The sequence below is a fragment of the Mycobacterium yunnanensis genome, assembly GCF_025823185.1.
Classification (GTDB): Bacteria; Actinomycetota; Actinomycetes; order Mycobacteriales; family Mycobacteriaceae; genus Mycobacterium; species Mycobacterium yunnanensis.
The window spans coordinates 830,975-848,436 of record NZ_JACKVK010000013.1 but is presented as its reverse complement, the minus strand read 5'-3'; the positions used below and the strand labels follow the sequence as shown (position 1 = coordinate 848,436).

8 protein-coding genes, 3 rRNA genes and 2 pseudogenes are annotated in these 17,462 nt (G+C 61.5%); 8 read left to right on the top strand and 5 right to left on the bottom strand.

Annotation, left to right across the window (positions count from 1 at the left end):
- Positions 1 to 48: 48 nt before the first annotated feature.
- The 3 genes from H7K45_RS27645 to rrf (H7K45_RS27635) all read left to right on the top strand — a co-directional run bounded on the left by H7K45_RS27645 (position 49) and on the right by rrf (H7K45_RS27635) (position 3,546).
- Positions 49 to 3,169 (top strand): 23S ribosomal RNA (locus tag H7K45_RS27645).
- Positions 3,170 to 3,308: 139 nt separating this feature from the next.
- Positions 3,309 to 3,421, top strand: a 5S ribosomal RNA gene (rrf, locus tag H7K45_RS27640).
- Positions 3,422 to 3,433: 12 nt separating this feature from the next.
- Positions 3,434 to 3,546 (top strand): 5S ribosomal RNA (gene rrf, locus H7K45_RS27635).
- Between the two features lie 84 nt (positions 3,547 to 3,630).
- On the opposite strand, the gene H7K45_RS27630 is transcribed toward rrf (H7K45_RS27635), so the two are convergent.
- Together H7K45_RS27630 and H7K45_RS27625 are read right to left on the bottom strand one after the other, a co-directional pair.
- Entirely contained in the window at positions 3,631 to 4,134 is a 504-nt protein-coding gene (locus tag H7K45_RS27630; RefSeq protein ID WP_263999350.1) for a methylated-DNA--[protein]-cysteine S-methyltransferase, read from the bottom strand.
- The gene (locus H7K45_RS27625; RefSeq protein ID WP_263999281.1) at positions 4,134 to 5,633 is read right to left on the bottom strand and encodes a DNA-3-methyladenine glycosylase 2 family protein; all 1,500 of its coding nucleotides are present in this window, start codon (positions 5,631 to 5,633) and stop codon (positions 4,134 to 4,136) included. Before H7K45_RS27625 ends, H7K45_RS27630 begins: the two co-directional genes overlap by 1 nt.
- 454 nt (positions 5,634 to 6,087) lie before the next feature.
- On the opposite strand from H7K45_RS27625, the pseudogene H7K45_RS27620 reads away from it, so the two are divergent.
- From H7K45_RS27620 to H7K45_RS31730, 4 genes and pseudogenes are all read left to right on the top strand, one after another.
- Positions 6,088 to 7,531, top strand: a pseudogene (locus tag H7K45_RS27620) (DUF3375 domain-containing protein).
- Positions 7,528 to 8,106 (top strand): DUF4194 domain-containing protein, encoded by a 579-nt coding sequence (locus tag H7K45_RS27615; RefSeq protein WP_263999280.1) that lies wholly within the window; start codon positions 7,528 to 7,530, stop codon positions 8,104 to 8,106. Before H7K45_RS27620 ends, H7K45_RS27615 begins: the two are co-directional and overlap by 4 nt.
- Positions 8,099 to 11,482, top strand: coding sequence for an ATP-binding protein (locus H7K45_RS27610; protein WP_263999279.1), 3,384 nt, complete (start codon positions 8,099 to 8,101; stop codon positions 11,480 to 11,482). The genes H7K45_RS27615 and H7K45_RS27610 overlap by 8 nt, the downstream gene beginning before the upstream one ends.
- 14 nt (positions 11,483 to 11,496) lie before the next feature.
- Positions 11,497 to 12,623 (top strand): annotated as a pseudogene (locus tag H7K45_RS31730) (Wadjet anti-phage system protein JetD domain-containing protein).
- Positions 12,624 to 12,877: 254 nt separating this feature from the next.
- On the opposite strand, the gene H7K45_RS27600 reads toward H7K45_RS31730, so the two are convergent.
- The 3 genes from H7K45_RS27600 to H7K45_RS27590 form a co-directional block, all read right to left on the bottom strand.
- Positions 12,878 to 13,645 carry a hypothetical protein gene (locus tag H7K45_RS27600; RefSeq protein ID WP_263999278.1) on the bottom strand — a complete coding sequence of 256 codons (768 nt, stop codon included), beginning with the start codon at positions 13,643 to 13,645 and terminating at the stop codon, positions 12,878 to 12,880.
- Positions 13,642 to 14,319, bottom strand: a complete 678-nt coding sequence (locus H7K45_RS27595) for a helix-turn-helix domain-containing protein (RefSeq protein ID WP_263999277.1) — start codon at positions 14,317 to 14,319, stop codon at positions 13,642 to 13,644. Before H7K45_RS27595 ends, H7K45_RS27600 begins: the two co-directional genes overlap by 4 nt.
- Positions 14,320 to 14,628: 309 nt before the next feature.
- Positions 14,629 to 16,413, bottom strand: a complete 1,785-nt coding sequence (locus H7K45_RS27590; RefSeq protein WP_263999276.1) for an ABC transporter ATP-binding protein — start codon at positions 16,411 to 16,413, stop codon at positions 14,629 to 14,631.
- Positions 16,414 to 16,684: 271 nt separating this feature from the next.
- On the opposite strand from H7K45_RS27590, the gene H7K45_RS27585 reads away from it, so the two are divergent.
- Positions 16,685 to 17,413, top strand: coding sequence for a beta-ketoacyl-[acyl-carrier-protein] synthase family protein (locus H7K45_RS27585; RefSeq protein WP_263999275.1), 729 nt, complete (start codon positions 16,685 to 16,687; stop codon positions 17,411 to 17,413).
- Positions 17,414 to 17,462 lie beyond the last annotated feature (49 nt).

The window sequence follows — 17,462 nt, the reverse complement described above, 5'->3', positions numbered from 1 at the left end:
GTGGGTTGTTGTGGTGTAATTTCGATTTTGAACAAATTGGTTTTTGTGTTGTAAGTGTTTAAGGGCGCATGGTGGATGCCTTGGCATCAGAGGCCGATGAAGGACGTGGGAGGCTGCGATATGCCTCGGGGAGCTGCCAACCGAGCGTTGATCCGAGGGTGTCCGAATGGGGAAACCCAGCACGAGTGATGTCGTGTTACCCGTATCTGAATTCATAGGGTGCGGGAGGTAACGCGGGGAAGTGAAACATCTCAGTACCCGTAGGAAGAGAAAACAACAGTGATTCCGTGAGTAGTGGCGAGCGAAAGCGGAGGATGGCTAAACCGTATGCATGTGATACCGGGTAGGGGTTGTGTGTGCGGGGTTGTGGGACCATATTTTCTGGGGCTACCTCCTCAGAGGGCAGTGAGAAAGTGTCGTGGTTAGCGGAAGTGGTCTTGGGATGGCCTGCCGTAGACGGTGAGAGCCCGGTACGTGAAAATCCGACGCCTGCCTTGATGTGTGTTCCCGAGTAGCAGCGGGCCCGTGAAATCTGCTGTGAATCTGCCGAGACCACTCGGTAAGCCTGAATACCTTCTGATGACCGATAGCGGATTAGTACCGTGAGGGAATGGTGAAAAGTACCCCGGGAGGGGAGTGAAATAGTACCTGAAACCGTGTGCCTACAAGCCGTCAGAGCCCTCTCCTAGAGTGGGGTGATGGCGTGCCTTTTGAAGAATGAGCCTGCGAGTCAGGGACATGTCGCGAGGTTAACCCGTGTGGGGTAGCCGCAGCGAAAGCGAGTCTGAATAGGGCGTATCCGCACAGTTGTGTGTGGTGTAGTGGTGTGTTCTGGACCCGAAGCGGAGTGATCTACCCATGGCCAGGGTGAAGCGGCGGTAAGACGCCGTGGAGGCCCGAACCCACTTAGGTTGAAGACTGAGGGGATGAGTTGTGGGTAGGGGTGAAAGGCCAATCAAACTCCGTGATAGCTGGTTCTCCCCGAAATGCATTTAGGTGCAGCGTTGCATGGTTCTTGCCGGAGGTAGAGCTACTGGATGGCCGATGGGCCCTACAAGGTTACTGACGTCAGCCAAACTCCGAATGCCGGCAAGTCAACAGTGTGGCAGTGAGACGGCGGGGGATAAGCTCCGTGCGTCGAGAGGGAAACAGCCCAGATCGCCGACTAAGGCCCCTAAGCGTGTGCTAAGTGGAAAAGGATGTGCAGTCGCGAAGACAACCAGGAGGTTGGCTTAGAAGCAGCCACCCTTGAAAGAGTGCGTAATAGCTCACTGGTCAAGTGATTGTGCGCCGATAATGTAGCGGGGCTCAAGCACACCGCCGAAGTCGCGGCAACCGCAAGGTTGGGTAGGGGAGCGTCCTGCACGCCGGTGAAGCAGCAGAGTGATCTAGCTGTGGAGGGTGTGGGAGTGAGAATGCAGGCATGAGTAGCGATAAGGCAAGTGAGAACCTTGCCCGCCGAAAGACCAAGGGTTCCTGGGCCAGGCCAGTCCGCCCAGGGTGAGTCGGGACCTAAGGCGAGGCCGACAGGCGTAGTCGATGGACAACGGGTTGATATTCCCGTACCCGTGTGTGCGCGCCCATGACGAATCAGCGGTACTAACCGCCCAAAACCACGCTCACCGATCACCTTCGGGTGTGAGGGTGTGTGGGGCTGCGCGGGACCTTCGTTGGTAGTAGTCAAGCGACGGGGTGACGCAGGAAGGTAGCCGTACCAGTCAGTGGTAATACTGGGGCAAGCCCGTAGGGAGAGACCTAGGCAAATCCGGGTCTCACACATCCTGAGAGGTGATGCATAGCCGAGTGAGGCGAATTCGGTGATCCTATGCTGCCGAGAAAAGCCTCTAGCGAGCACACACACGGCCCGTACCCCAAACCGACACAGGTGGTCAGGTAGAGAATACCAAGGCGTACGAGTGAACTATGGTTAAGGAACTCGGCAAAATACCCCCGTAACTTCGGGAGAAGGGGGACCCCTTACTGTCATCACCCTTGCGGTGGGCAGCGGTGGGGGGTCGCAGAAACCAGTGAGAAGCGACTGTTTACTAAAAACACAGGTCCGTGCGAAGTCGCAAGACGATGTATACGGACTGACGCCTGCCCGGTGCTGGAAGGTTAAGAGGACCGGTTAACCCCTCGGGGTGAAGCTGAGAATTTAAGCCCCAGTAAACGGCGGTGGTAACTATAACCATCCTAAGGTAGCGAAATTCCTTGTCGGGTAAGTTCCGACCTGCACGAATGGCGTAACGACTTCTCAACTGTCTCAACCATAGACTCGGCGAAATTGCACTACGAGTAAAGATGCTCGTTACGCGCGGCAGGACGAAAAGACCCCGGGACCTTCACTACAACTTGGTATTGGAGTTCGTTACGGTTTGTGTAGGATAGGTGGGAGACTGTGAAACTCACACGCCAGTGTGGGTGGAGTCGTTGTTGAAATACCACTCTGATCGTATTGGGCTTCTAACTTCGAACCGTATATCCGGTTCAGGGACAGTGCCTGGTGGGTAGTTTAACTGGGGCGGTTGCCTCCAAAAAAGTAACGGAGGCGCCCAAAGGTTCCCTCAACCTGGACGGCAATCAGGTGTTGAGTGCAAGTGCACAAGGGAGCTTGACTGCGAGACGTACATGTCGAGCAGGGACGAAAGTCGGGACTAGTGATCCGGCACCCCCGAGTGGAAGGGGTGTCGCTCAACGGATAAAAGGTACCCCGGGGATAACAGGCTGATCTTCCCCAAGAGTCCATATCGACGGGATGGTTTGGCACCTCGATGTCGGCTCGTCGCATCCTGGGGCTGGAGCAGGTCCCAAGGGTTGGGCTGTTCGCCCATTAAAGCGGCACGCGAGCTGGGTTTAGAACGTCGTGAGACAGTTCGGTCTCTATCCGCCGCGCGCGTCAGAAACTTGAGGAAACCTGTCCCTAGTACGAGAGGACCGGGACGGACGAACCTCTGGTCTACCAGTTGTCACACCAGTGGCACGGCTGGATAGCTACGTTCGGACAGGATAACCGCTGAAAGCATCTAAGCGGGAAACCTCTTCCAAGACCAGGTTTCTCACCCTTTNAGAGGGATAAGGCCCCCCGCAGACCACGGGATCGATAGACCAGACCTAGAAGCCCAGCAATGGGTGCAGGGAACTGGCACTAACCGGCCGAAAACTTACACACACCCAAAAACACCAACTTGGGTTTGAAAGCGTGTAACACCACATTTGCACTCACGTGCACTCGCAACCACACGATCTGTGAATCGAACAGACCACACCCCACCACCAAAAAACACCAGTGGGGCGTAAATGAATAGAGTTACGGCGGCAACAGCGGTAGGGAAACGCCCGGTCCCATCCCGAACCCGGAAGCTAAGCCTACCAGCGCCAATGATACTGCCCACACGGGTGGAAAAGTAGGACACCGCCGAACACCCATTAANGTTACGGCGGCAACAGCGGTAGGGAAACGCCCGGTCCCATCCCGAACCCGGAAGCTAAGCCTACCAGCGCCAATGATACTGCCCACACGGGTGGAAAAGTAGGACACCGCCGAACACCCATTAACCTAAGGCCCCCAACTATGCTGGGGGCCTTAGGCATTTCCGGGCCAATATTCCTCTCGTGAAACAGGCGCGATGCTCAATCGAATAGCGTCGCCACGGGTGACAAGTAATTCCGTTCCATTTCCAGTAGATGCTTCTTCTTGGGTAATCCGCCGCCGTATCCGGTCAAATTGCCATTCGCACCTATCACGCGATGGCACGGCACGATGATGCTGATGGGATTGTGGCCGTTGGCCAAGCCCACTGCCCGCGAGGCGCCAGGCGAACCGATGTGACGCCCAATTTCGCCGTAGGACCGCGTTTCTCCATACGGAATGTCGAGGAGAGCGGCCCACACCCGTCGTTGAAATTCGGTGCCGACGAGGTCCAGCGGCAAATCGAATTCGAGCCGCTCGCCGGCGAAGTACGACTCGAGTTGTGCGACGACGTCGGAGAAGAGCGCGTCGTCGGGCTCCCAGCCGTCCCGACTGGGCTCGTGGGTCTGGTCGACCATTCTGAGGTGCTGGAGTCGGCCATCGCGGCCTGCCAGCGTCAGCAGCCCCACCGGGCTGTCCATGGTGCGGAAGTACACGGTGTCCATCATCGATCCTTCATGGTCGTCTTGGGTGGCCAGTAGTTCACGTCGTGCTCGAGCGTCGTCCAAAGATGTTGGGTCGCATACGCTCTCCACGGCCGCCAGCGACCACTGCGCGCGAGCAGTGGCTTTGGGTCAGCTGGCAGGTCCAGTGCCTTGGCCGCCGCGAGAACACCCAGATCGGTCACGGGGAATGCGTCGGGATCACCAAGACCACGCATGGCGATCACCTCGGCGGTCCACGGTCCGATGCCGGGCAGCGTCAGCAGCTGTTGGCGCGCCCTGTCCCAGTCGCACCCCGGATCCAGGGCGACCGTTCCGTCAGCCAGGGCACGGACGAGTGTGGTGAACGTGCGCTGCCGGGTCTTCGGAAACTTGATGTGCGACGGGTCGATGCACGCGAGCTGCTCGACGCTGGGAAACACGTGCGTAAGACCGCCCTTGGGGTCTTCGATGGGGGTGCCGTAAACCTGCGCCAACCGTCCCGCATGCGTTCGGGTCGCCTTCACCGAGATCTGCTGGCCGATGACGACCCGCAGTGCCAACTCCGACTCGTCGACCGTCCGGGGGATGCGCTGCCCCGGCGCCTTGGCGATCGTCGCCGTCAGGTCCGGGTCGGCGCTCAAGGCGTCGATCACCGCTTCGGGATCGGCATCCAGGTCGAGAAGCCTGCGACACCGGGCGATCGCGCTCGACAGGTCGCGAAAGTCGTCGAGAATCAACTCGCACTGCACGTGGTCGGGATGCGGTGTCAGGCTCACCACCCCGTTTCCGGCGGTCAGGCGCAGCGTACGGCGGTACGCCCCGTCGCGAACCTCCTCGACGCCGTGGGCACCGCTGGCGGCGAGGTGACCGAACAATCCCTCGTAGGCGAAGGGTGTGCGCACCGGCAGCCGCAGGCTCAGCACGCCGGACCCCGTCGGCCGGCCCGGGCCAAAGGTCGTGCTGGCGCGCTGACGCAGTGCGCTCGGGGTGGACGCCGTCACCGACATCACCGTCTCGTTGAACTGCCGGATGCTCGAGAATCCCGCGGCGAAGGCCACGTCTCCGAACGGAAGGTCGGTGGTCTCGATCAAAATCCGGGCGGTCTGGGTGCGCTGTGCGCGGGCCAGGGCGAGCGGATTGGCGCCCACCTCGGCCTGCATGAGCCGCTCCACCTGCCGTGTCGTGTACCCCAGCCGCGCCGCGAGCCCTGCGACGCCGTCACGGTCGACCGTGCCGTCGGCGATCAGCCGCATGGCCCGCGCCACCACGTCCCCCCGGACGTTCCACTCCGGTGACCCTGGGGAGGCGTCCGGGCGGCATCGCTTGCAGGCGCGGAAGCCCGCTCGTTGCGCTGCTGCCGCACTCGGGTGGAATCGGACGTTGCGGGCCAGCGGGGGCCGCACCGGGCAACTGGGCCGGCAATAGATCCCCGTCGTGAGGACGGCCGTGACGAACCACCCGTCGAACCGCGCGTCCTTGGACTGAACAGCCCGGTAGCAGCGGCCGAAGTCGTCGTACATACCTAGACACTTACACGTCGGTACCGACAGCACTGGCGGAAATCCGACACGTAAGTCGAGGGCCCACACCGCGATCACGTCAGGTAGGTTCTCAGCGGCGGTGGCACATTTTCAAATGGCATGTCATCCCGATGTCATTTATGACATGAGGTCGAGCCGATCTGGGCTCCGGGGCTACTTGGACCATGACGAGCGACGCCGCCCGCAGCGGTATTGCTATCGCCGTAGCGCTCCCAACAAGGTGTTGCGCCGCGAGCTTTGTCGACCGCGCCAGTTCGTGCCAAGCGAGGTGCCGACACTCCTGGGTGTTAGAGGCACAGCAATCTTGGATCGGCGCTGGTGACGTCGTAATAGCTGTCGACAGAGGGCGGTGATATCGGAGATTACCCGTCGCTGCGTTCGTGATACTCCGAAGCGGGACCAATCCGTCGGTGGGATTCCTTACCCTCTCCTAGTGGAGTACGGGGGGATCGAGGCATTGCGGGAAAGGCACCCGGCTTGGCGATTGCTGCGTGCCAGCAATTCCGCGCTGATCCTGTCCTTCCTTGGTGAGTTCTTCGTCGAAGCCAATCGAGGAGCTCGCGCAGCGAGCGAGGTCGTAGCCGCACTGGATGATCATCTGCACGCATTGAACGTCGAGATCGTCACGGAGGACGGGCAGGAACGGTTCCCCAGGGACGCGCAAACCTATGTAGATCACTGGGCAGCCACCGAAAGTGGGTACTTACGACGGTTCTACCCACCTGGCGACGATGAAGTGCACTACGAGGTCACTCCAGCGTTCGAGAAGGCGTACGCATGGATTATCTCCCTCAAAGGCAGATCCTTTGTGGGCACCGAATCCAGACTGCACACGGTCGTCGAATTGCTTCGACAGATTGTGCACGGAACCGAGACCGAGCCGGATATCCGGCTAGCCGAATTGCACCGCCGTCGAGACGAACTCGACGCCGAGATCGCGGCCGTCGAGGCGGGAATAGTCACCGTGATGGACGCGACTGGGGTGCGCGACCGCTATCAACAGCTGTCAACCACAGCGAGAGAACTTCTATCGGACTTTCGCGAGGTTGAAGAAAACTTTCGACTCCTGGACCGAGCCGCGCGGGAGAAGATCGCCGCGTGGGACGGGTCGAAAGGCGAACTCCTTGCCGAGTTGGTCGGTAGCCGGTCCGAGATCGCTGGCTCGGACCAAGGGCGCAGCTTCCAGTCGTTCTTACGATTTCCTCCTCTCGGACTCACGCCAAGTTGAACTTGCCGGCTTGCTCGCGAAGGTTTCATCGCACAATGCCATCGAAGCGGACCAGCGGATTCGTGGAATCCACCATGACTGGTCTGAGGCTGCAGACCGAGCACAGCGCACCGTCCGGCTGATATCCGAACAGCTCCGCCACTTCCTCGATGACCAGGTGTGGCTGGAGAATCGTCGCGTTCTGGACCTCGTCCGGGTGGTTGAGGCTGCGGCACTGACACTTCGCAATGAGCCGCCAGGATTTGGGTTGGAAGTCGATCAGCCCGGCGTCGAGATCGCGCTGCCCTTCGAGCGTCCGCTCTACCAGTCGCCAGCGGCGGTCGCGGTCGAAAGCCGGGTTCCCGTCGAGACCGAGGAAGTCGACCCCGACCTCCTCTTCGCACAGACATTCGTCGACCAGGCGCGCCTGGCAGAGATCGTCAGGAGTGTCCTGCCCGAACAAGCGTCGGCCTTGCTGTCCGATGTGGTGGCGCTGCACCCGATCGAACAGGGTGCGGCTGAGATAGTTGGCTATCTCGCACTCAACGACGACGACGTGACGGTCGACATGGATGACAGCGACGAGACGTTGCTGGAGTTTTCAGACTCGCTTGACCCTGGCAACACCAAACGGGCGCGGTTGCCGAAGGTAACGGTGCGGCGCCGATGAGCAATGAACACTCAGTCGCCAGCGCCATCATCCGTCTGATGCAGGGCGTCATCTACCGCGAAGCTGACGAGGACACCTTTCTCACGCTGGATCGCCACGGTGCCGGCGTCCGTGACCATTTCGCTGCTATCGGCATCGACGTGGTGGTTGATGACACGGAGGGCTACGCGTATCTGCGGTCCCGGCCAGAGCAGGATGGAGACGAAGCGCTTCCGCGGCTCGTGCGCCGGCGGGCATTGACGTACAACGTCAGCCTGCTACTTGTGTTGTTGCGTAAGCGGCTCGTCGAGTTCGAAACCACTACCAGTGAAGGCCGACTCATACTCACCACCGACCAGATCGTTGAGATGCTCAGACTCTTCCAAGCAGAGTCCACCAACGACGCGCGGGTTGCGGATCAAGCTGAAGCCACCATCAAGAAGACCGCCGAACTGGGCTTCTTACGGCAGCTACATGGCCAGCGAGACCACTGGGAGGTAAGGCGAATACTCAAGGCATACGTTGACGCCCAGACGCTTTCGAACTTCGCGGACAAGCTTCAGGACTACGCCAGAACAGTCGCCACCGATGTGTAGCAGCACCGAACCTGCAGTCGAACCAACAGTTGGCTCAAGGGCCGGTTACCGACTCCAACACGCAGAAGTCCTGAACTGGGGCACGTTCGACACCAATGTCTGGCGATTCACTCCTGGAGCGGACACCGCCCTGCTCACCGGCGACATCGGTTCTGGCAAGTCGACGCTCGTCGACGCACTCACGACCTTGTTGGTGCCGTCCCACAAGGCGGCTTACAACAAGGCTGCCGGGGCGGAATCCAAGGAACGTACTCTCCGCTCGTATGTCGAAGGGCACTACAAGTCCGAGCGCGTCGAGGCCACCGGCCGCTCCCGCGCGAAAGGACTTCGTGAAAAGAAGGGGACCTACTCGGTAATCCTCGGCGTCTTCGCCAATCATGCCTACGACGAAACCGTCACCCTGGCACAAGTTTTCCAGCAGCGCGACAGTACCGGCCAGCCCTACCGATTCTTCGTCACCTCGACGAAGGAGCTGTCGATCGCGACCGACTTCGCTGACTTCGGCTCGGAGCTGCGGGACCTGCGTAAGAGGCTGCGATCCGGGGGCGCTGAAATTTTCGACGAGTTCCCTAAGTACGCAACCTCACTACGCCGATTGCTCGGAATCCGCTCCGAACAGGCGCTCGAGTTGTTCCACCAGACAGTCTCGATGAAGTCGGTGGGCAACCTCAATGACTTCGTCCGTGACCACATGCTCGAACCGACTGACTCAACTGATCGTGTACGCGAAATGATCTCCCACTTCGATGATTTGACCAAGGCGCACGACGCCGTCAAGCGAGCGAGGGAGCAACTAGAGGCTCTTGAACCCGTCGTACAGACCGCGGTGAAGTACGACGACGCACTTTCAGAGCGCGAGTCACTCGAACGTGAGCGATCAGCCGTGCAATTGTTTATCGCCGAGCTTCGCTCCGGTCTACTTTTTGAAGAGCTCACCGCGCTCGAAGCAGAGGGCGCGGCCCTGTGGAACGAGCAGGACACCGCCGAAACAGAACAACAACAGCTCACACACCAACGCGAGGCACTAATCGAGGAGCGGGCCAAGGCGGGCGGGGATCGCATTGGTGAACTGGAGCGACTTGCCAGGGACGCTCGCGAACAGGCCCAGCAGCGAGCCCGAGCGAGGGTGTTGTTCGGTGCTGCCGTGAGCGACGCTGGATTGCAACCGGTTGTTCGCCGGGAGGACTTTGGAGCGTTGTCCGCGCTCACATCAGCCAGGCGGCCACTACTCACGACCGAGAAGCGCACGCTCGATACAGCAACTGCGGACGCGCTTGGGCGCGACAAAGAGCTCGAACGGAAGGCCAAAGCTGTAGCCGAGGAAGTCTCGAGCCTCGAGCAGCGCACCAGTAATCTGCCGCCCGATCAGGTCGAGTTGCGTGCGGAACTGTGTGCAGACGTGGGGTTGACACCCGAAGATCTGCCCTACGCAGGTGAACTGCTCGACGTGTTCGAAGCGCACGCCGACTGGCGTGGAGCCGCCGAACGCGTACTTCGCGGGTTCGCGCTTTCTCTTCTAGTGCCCCAGCAGCACTATGACGCAGTTGCCCGCTGGGCCAACGGCCGTCGACTGAGCTACCGCGGCCGTGGCGCCAAGCTGGTCTACGAACGCGTTGCTCGGCAGCGGGTCCGCCTTCAACCCGCCCGGCATGACGGGCTGCTGCTTGCCGATTGCATCGAAGTCAAGGACGGATCTTTTCGCGACTACCTAGTCGATGAGCTCGTGAAGCGAGCCGATCACCGATGTGTGGGGGACCTCGAGGAGTTCCGGATGCAACGGCGCGCCGTGACCCGGGAAGGACAGGTTCGCTCCGGCGAGCACCATGAGAAGGACGACCGGCACCGCATCGACGACCCTCGACGCTGGGTCCTCGGCTGGGCCAACGAACGAAAGATCGCTGCGCTGTGTGTCGAACTCACCGAGCTTGAGGCTCAGCGTCAAGTGGCCCTAGGCGAAGTAGCGAAGCTCACCGCGCAAAGGGATGTGCTTCAGTCGAAGCTCGATGCGTTCCTCCGCATCGAGGGCTTCCGAGCTTGGTCCGAGATCGACGTCGATGAGGCGGAGTCGCGGGCGAACGACTACGACGCCGAAGGTGCTCGCCTGCAGTCGGGTTCGTCACGACTTGCGGAGATAAGCCGCGCGCTCGAACAACATGCGCTCCGCGCCGTCGCCGTGTCCGAGATGATCAGGAAGCTCACCGGTCGACTAGCGACCACGGCGAAGGCTGCAGAGCACGCACGGCGGGCCAAGGATCGGGACGATCAGATCGTGGCTGCAAGGCCGACTTCAGAGTTGGTCGCCGCACGCGCGACATACCCGGCGCTGAACGAACGGCTTGGCAACAATCGCCCGTCGCGGGCAGCGGACTGTTCGGAGGCGGAGACAACGCTTTCCAACACTTTGCATGGCCGGATCGAGAAGGTGACCAGGGAGCTCAGCGGCTATGCATTGAACCTGGGTCAGTTCATGGTCGCCGTTCTGAATCGTTGGCCTGAGCTTCGCGCGGACATGGACGCCAACGTCGACGCTCGCCACGACTTCCGAGCGTTCCGCGACCGCGTCGCAACAGACGATCTCCCCCGGTTTGAAAGCGAGTTCAAAGAACAGCTGAACAAGAACGCCATCCAAGAACTCGCCGGGCTCAACAACTGGCTCAATCGACAGGCCGCAGCCATCGACGAGCGCGTCGACCGCATCAATGACGCGCTGGGAGCGGTGCCTTACAACCCAGGGCGCTACATCAGGTTGGAGAAGGAGCCGACCACGAATCAGGATGTTGCACAGTTCCGTTCGGACCTCAGAAGTCTGACGAACGACACTCTCGCTGTCGAGGGCGATCAGTATTCCGAGGAGCGCTTCTTAGACGTCAAGCGAATCATTGAACGTTTCCGTGGTCGCGACGGTTACGCCGAATCGGACAAGTCGTGGACTCGGCGCGTTACCGATGTGCGTAATTGGTTCGTCTTTTCCGCATCCGAGCGTGACACCGACTCCGATGAAGAGTGGGAGCACTACAGTGATTCCGACGGCAAGTCCGGCGGCCAGAAGGAGAAGCTCGCCTACACGATCCTGGCAGCATCGCTCGCCTACCAATTCGGGCTTGAGTGGGGTGCTGAGCAGTCTCGAGATTTTCAGTTCGCGGTCATCGACGAGGCCTTCGGGCGCGGCTCGGACGTCTCAACGCGGTACGCACTGAAGCTGTTCGCGACGCTGGGGCTGCAACTCCTCATCGTCACGCCGTTGCAAAAGGTTCACGTCATCGAGCCCTACGTGAAGGCCATCGGATTCGTCGACAATCCCACCGGGACTTCCTCCCGGCTCCGGACTATGACCATCGAGGAATACCGCACACGTCGTGACGGACGACGACCGTGACCGTCGGCTGGACCATGCCTGCTGACATTGCGGCCACAGTCAGGCGTCGATGGGACGACGGTTCGCTACTGAGTGGGTATGCCAATGGTGAGGCGTTCGATCCGATCGAGGTCTCCATTCGCGGCCCCAAACCGTCGGAGGTCGGCGACGATCTTGGAGCCGCCAGAGACTGGATTGCTGCTCTGGACGCCGGCCGGGTCGGCGATCGTCGGTACGGCCTGCACTGGCAGTCCATTGGAGGCAGGCAGATTGGTCGCAATCAACTGCCCGTCCGTGCCGTGGTGTCATCGCGTGAGCAGGCGTGGGAACTGCTCGGTGTGACCGCCGCGGTTCGTCAGTACGACGACCAATTGCTACTTGTCCAGCAGAATCCCAAGGTTCAACGGTGGGTCATCGATCATCCTCTTCGCGCGCTGGAATTGGCTGCCGAGATGCCGCGGTTGATTGCCGCCTTCGAATGGCTCGATGCTTATCGGCATTCAGGGCGGTACCTGCGCGAGATCAGTGCGCCCGGCGTCGACACCAAGTTCGCGGAACGGCACCGGTCAGTTCTGGCGGAGATGTTGGAGGTTCCGGCGACATCGTCGGGATTCCTTGCGGGCCTGGGCCTTAGGGTCAAGCCCGGTTTGGTCCGCTTGAGGCCCGCGCCGTCACTTGGGCTGCCGGACTGCCTTTCCGAACTGGCGGCACGCCCCGAGGAACCCGCATGCGGCTCGCTATCGAGCCGCATGCGGCGGTGATTGTCGAAAATGAAATCAGCTATCTGAGCGTCGACATCCCGGAGCGTGGCGTCGTGATCTGGGGAAAGGGCTTCGAAGTCGACAAGGTCGGACGGCTGCGGTGGCTGGACGACGCCGACGTTCAATATTGGGGAGACATCGACACACACGGATTCGCCATCCTGGACCGACTGAGGGTGTGGCTGCCACGGGCGCGCTCGGTCTTGATGGACAGAGAGACACTGCTAGCCCATCGAGACCGCTGGGGTAGCGAGGACCGTCCCGCCAGGTCGATTCTGACCCGTCTGACGCCTGCCGAACATGACCTCTACGCCGAACTCGTCGAAGACGGGCTGGGTGAACGTGTGCGCCTTGAACAAGAACGAATCGATTGGCGCTGGGTCGAACGACGACTGCATTGAATCAAATTCAGAGTGAGTCGACGCCATCTCCGACCCGCGTGCGTGGGGGAATAGTGAGCGGGCCGCTATTTGGTCGATGACGGTGTTCGTCAGCGCTGCTCAACGTCACCGACTCCTTCGTCCTGCGTTGCGCTGAATGAGTTTTTTGGTATCGCGGTGTGCTCGAAAACAGAGACACTGATGGGCACGCGGACACATCGTCTGAGGCCCTTTGGCGCGCATCGGCGCGATCGGAGCGCTGCGCTTCGCATGCATCATGACCGCGGCAGCTGGCCGGAACCGAGCAGCAGCTCGACCAGGTCCGAAAGTGCGTGGTATCCGTATTCGCGTTGCTCGGTGTCCTCAATCAGCAGCCATGCCGGATGTTGCTGCGGTTTCAGCTCGTGCCAGAGCCTCTGAATGCGGCCCCGATCGCTGCCCTGCACCTGATCGGCGACAGCTTCTGGATCGTCGATGCAGCAGGCGAGGACCGCGGCGTCATGCAGATGACGCTCCGTGTCCCGACTGTCGGCCATGTAGGCCGCGCCCTTCAACCCGAGAGCCGCAATCACCGAGGGGAGGCTGAAACGCACGGTTTGCGAATCAATGTGGACGGTCACGTTGACCGTGCGCTGAAGTGCACCAGTACTGCCGGGCACCCGAAACACTTCATGCCCTAACGCCTTCGGAGGATGCTGCAGGTGATCTCCGACCATCACGTCGACCACGTCGGAACCGCGCTCGAAGCAGTAGATGAATCCGGTCGGCTTGTTCGGCCGGCGCAGCACGAAGCCGATGCTTTCGAGTCGTTCGCTGGCCCCTGCGAAGCTGATCGCGTCCGTCTCGATGTGCAACACGATGTCGATGTCCTCGGTCGGCCGATGCCGCACGCCGATGCGCGCGGCATGCACCTGCACCATCAGTCCGCCGACTAGCGTCCAGCTGAACTCGGGCAACGCATGGACTACTTCGACGGCGAGCGGCCACGGGTGGGCCCAGCCGCCTGGTGGGGCGTCGACCTCCCAGTGCTCGCGCTCGGTCAACTCAGTCGACCGATCATCTCGGCCAGTCGATCCCTGCCCACACCGCGCGCCCGAGAGTCCATCGACTCCATGAGGTCGAGCGCGACCGTCGCCTCGGGCAGCGGGTCTACCGGGAGATCGAGCAGTCGCAGTGTGATCCGACCGCCGGGATCCTCGCGCAGCTTCAGATCGCGCAGCATGCGGTCCGGCCCGACGTAGAGGTAGCCATCGATCTGCGAGGCGCCGTCACCAGCTAGGCCCCAATCGACAGCCAGTGTGGACATCAAGCCCGTCGGCTTCACGCCCGAGTTGCGGAGGTGTGCGGCCAGGGTGTCGGGCGCCATGCGAACGGTTAAACGCAGGCTCGTGATCGTTGCGCGGCGGCGAGTGAACCGCGCGACTTCGATCGGAGTCATAGCGGCCATCCGATCGGCGATGCGCATCTCATTCGGTCCTTCGGCCGGTCGGCCGGAGAGTAGTGCCAGTGCCACCCATGCTGTTGCCGGGAGTGCGGGGCGGCCCTTGCTAGTGGTGCCGTTGTTCTTAGCCCTGTGGACGGCCGCTGACGGGACGACCACGGTGCGGCCGACATATCGCACATGCCCAAGTTCGCCGCTGGCAGCCAGGCGCTGCGCTTGCCGCTGCGTGACACCAAGCAGCGTAGCCGCCTCGGAGAGCTGCATTTCATCGGCCATAGTTATATGGTCGCTTATGCGACTACATAAGTAAATGCCCGCAATTCGCATGCTCGCAGGAAGCCTTGCGCATCCGGTGTCGGCGGAGTCGCTGGAGCAGCGCGGATGACGAGGTTGGTTGTCACGTGAAGAAAACAACGCTTCGGTCCAGCCGCTGGCGTCCGCATCAGGCGCAGGCGGAGTCGGTGGCGACGCGTCCTCGGATGTGACACGAATCTGAGACAGATTCCGTATGACAAGTTGTGGGACAACCAGAATCACCGCAGTTCAGCGCATCGGCATATGACACGGAATCTGAGAACCTAAACGTCAACAGTCGGCCGCCTGCTCGCCGACCTGCAACCGGTACATGCGGGCGTAGGTGCCGTCCTTCAACGCCATCAGATCGCGGTGGCTGCCGCGTTCGGTGACCACACCCTCGTCGACGACGAGGATCACGTCGGCGTTGCGAATCGTGCTGAGGCGGTGGGCAATGATGATGACCGTCTTGCCCTGCGTGAGCCGATCGAGGCCTTCCATCACCGTCGCCTCGGCCTCGGCGTCGAGCGCCGCGGTGGGTTCGTCGAGGATGAGGATCGGGCTGTCGCGGATGAACGCGCGAGCGATGCCGATCCGTTGACGCTGACCACCCGAAAGGGTGAGCCCACGCTCGCCCACCGCACTGTCGTAACCGTGTGGCATCCGCTCGATGAATTCGTGGGCGTTGGCCAGCTTCGCGGCGGCCACCACCTCGTCGTGGGTCGCTCCTGGACGACCGAACGCGATGTTCTCGCTGATGGTCCCGCGAAACAGGACGGTGTCCTGCAACACGAATCCGATCTGTTCGCGCATGGGATGCAACTGGTAGTCGCAGACGTTCACGCCGTCGATCTGAATCGTGCCGGAATCGGTGTCGCGGAAGCGCGGAAGCAGACTCACGACGGTCGACTTGCCGCTGCCCGTCGGCCCGACGATGCCCACGGTCTGGCCCGGATCGACACGAAACGTGATGTCCCGCAACACCGGAGCATCCTTGTCGTAGCCAAAGGTGACCCGGTCGAAGGCGATGGCCCCCTCGAACGCGGGTGGCTTCTTCGCATTCGGACGCTCGGGAACCACGTAATCGGCGTCGAGGATTGCCTTGACCCGTTCGAAGGCGACCGAGACTGCGGCGATGCTGTTGCTCATGACCGCGAGCTCGCGGATGGGCTGGAAGAACTTGGCCAGGTAGGAGAGGAACACCGTCAGCGTCCCGGCGGTCATCACCCCCGAGACGATGAGAAGTCCTCCCCGCCAGAGCACGAGTCCCGTGCACAGCGCGACCGCCAACCCCACGATCGGTGACAGCAAAGCGGACACGCGACGCGCCCGTAGCCACGCACCGATGGTTTCCTGGCTGGCGCGCACGAGCTGCTGCTCTTCGACGTCTTGACGGTCGAAGGCCTGGACCACTTCGACGGCCTCGAGTCCCTCCTGCAGAGTCGACATCAGGTCGGACTGCCGTGCGCGGACGTCTCGCGTGGCCGATCTGATCATGGCGTTCACGCGCCAGACGAAGACCGCGAGGAAGGGGACCACGGCAATCGCGATGAGCGCGAAGTCCAAGCGCAGCAGCAGCATCACCACGACCATGCCGATGATGGTCACGGTGTCGGTCACGATGTTCAGCGTCGACACCGAAGCGAAGTTCTGGATGGTTTGGACGTCGGTCATGATGGTCGACAGGAGCGTTCCGACGCGGTTCTGGTCGAAGAATGCGAGTGAGAACAGTTGTAGACGGTGAAACGTTCTGACGCGCAAGTCATTTGCGACTCGCTGACCGAGCATCTCGGTCGCGTAATTGGACACGTAGAACGCACACCCACTCACCACCGCGATCGCCACCGTGGCCAGGCCCGCCGCCGCGGCAATCTGCCCCTTACCCTCCCCGCCGAGGAGGGGGAGGCACCAGCTGATCCATGCTGGCGGGGGATGATTCCCGACGACGTTGTCCAAGATGGCCTTCAACGGCCATGGGGCGGCCAGGCTCGTGGCGGTCTGCATGGCCATCGACATGACGATGACCGCGATGCTCGTGCGGTAGGGGCGGAGCAGATCCGCGATCAGGCGCAACATCGCGGGTTGTCTCTCTTCCGTCCAGTTCCGACCCGATTCACCACCGCAGCGTCGTGAACGCGCGACGCTGATGATAGTGACGCGACGACCAACGGGACAGGGGAGCGCCGAGCAAGACGCAGGTTGAATCCAATGGTCCACCGGGCCGTTCATTCCATAGGCCGCCTCGTTCCTTCCTGTTCATCCGCTCGTTGCCTGTTAGACGTGTGGTCGGCGGCCGCTTCCGGTACAACATGTGCACCGGCACGCGGTGACGATCGAAGGAGCAAGAATGTTGACGATGCGGGATCACGGCGTCGAGGACTATGCGGACCTGCGGGACATGGACGCCACGGACGTCGGCGTGCTCGCCGACGACGACCGCGCGTGCCTGACCGAACTGGGCGAGTATCTCGTCAGCGCCGACGCATGGCAGCGATTTTCGATATGGCTGCTGCACAAGCACTTCGAGCCCGCCGACGGCGAGCTGTTCGTCGAGAGCGTCATCACGCAACCGAGGAGATTGCAGACCGCGCTGGTCGACCAGTCCGACGTCGACGTGGACACCCTGCATCCGACCGCGATGCGCTTCGACGACTCGGTCGAACGAGGGTTGGGTGTGGTGGGGATGGAATTCTCGCCGACGGCCGACCTCGGAGCTACGTCACCCATCTCCGACGACGACGAGGCCGTCCTGGCGGGTATCGAGCAGCGCCTGCGCGCGCGAGCCAAGACCAATCGCTTCGGAGTGAAGCTCGTCCGCGATCCCCTCGAGCTGGCGCCCACCGAGGTACTGCTCGAGACGTGCGACTTCGGAAACCGGGTCCTCAGCAGCGACGTCACGGGACGCTCGGAGATCGCGCCGAATACGTTCATCGAGACGGTGTGGAACTTCCGGCCCGCGGTAGACGGGGCGGACAGGATCGTGATGCAGGACTGCAACATCGGATGCTTCAGTGAGCCGACAGAAGGCCACACACTGGCTCATGGTCAGGGAGCTGGCGACGACCACGACGACTAGCACCACGATGCGATTCGCTCGCGCGTGACGCCGAGCGGACGCCGCACCT

Excerpts from the sequence above, each read along its gene's own strand:
- H7K45_RS27625 (WP_263999281.1), bottom strand. The coding sequence starts at position 5,633 with ATGTACGACGACTTCGGCCGCTGCTACCGGGCTGTTCAGTCCAAGGAC.
- H7K45_RS27630 (WP_263999350.1), bottom strand. The coding sequence starts at position 4,134 with ATGGACACCGTGTACTTCCGCACCATGGACAGCCCGGTGGGGCTGCTG.
- H7K45_RS27590 (WP_263999276.1), bottom strand. The coding sequence starts at position 16,413 with ATGTTGCGCCTGATCGCGGATCTGCTCCGCCCCTACCGCACGAGCATC.
- H7K45_RS27615 (WP_263999280.1), top strand. The coding sequence starts at position 7,528 with ATGAGCAATGAACACTCAGTCGCCAGCGCCATCATCCGTCTGATGCAG.
- H7K45_RS27585 (WP_263999275.1), top strand. The coding sequence starts at position 16,685 with ATGTTGACGATGCGGGATCACGGCGTCGAGGACTATGCGGACCTGCGG.
- H7K45_RS27595 (WP_263999277.1), bottom strand. The coding sequence starts at position 14,319 with ATGGCCGATGAAATGCAGCTCTCCGAGGCGGCTACGCTGCTTGGTGTC.
- H7K45_RS27610 (WP_263999279.1), top strand. The coding sequence starts at position 8,099 with ATGTGTAGCAGCACCGAACCTGCAGTCGAACCAACAGTTGGCTCAAGG.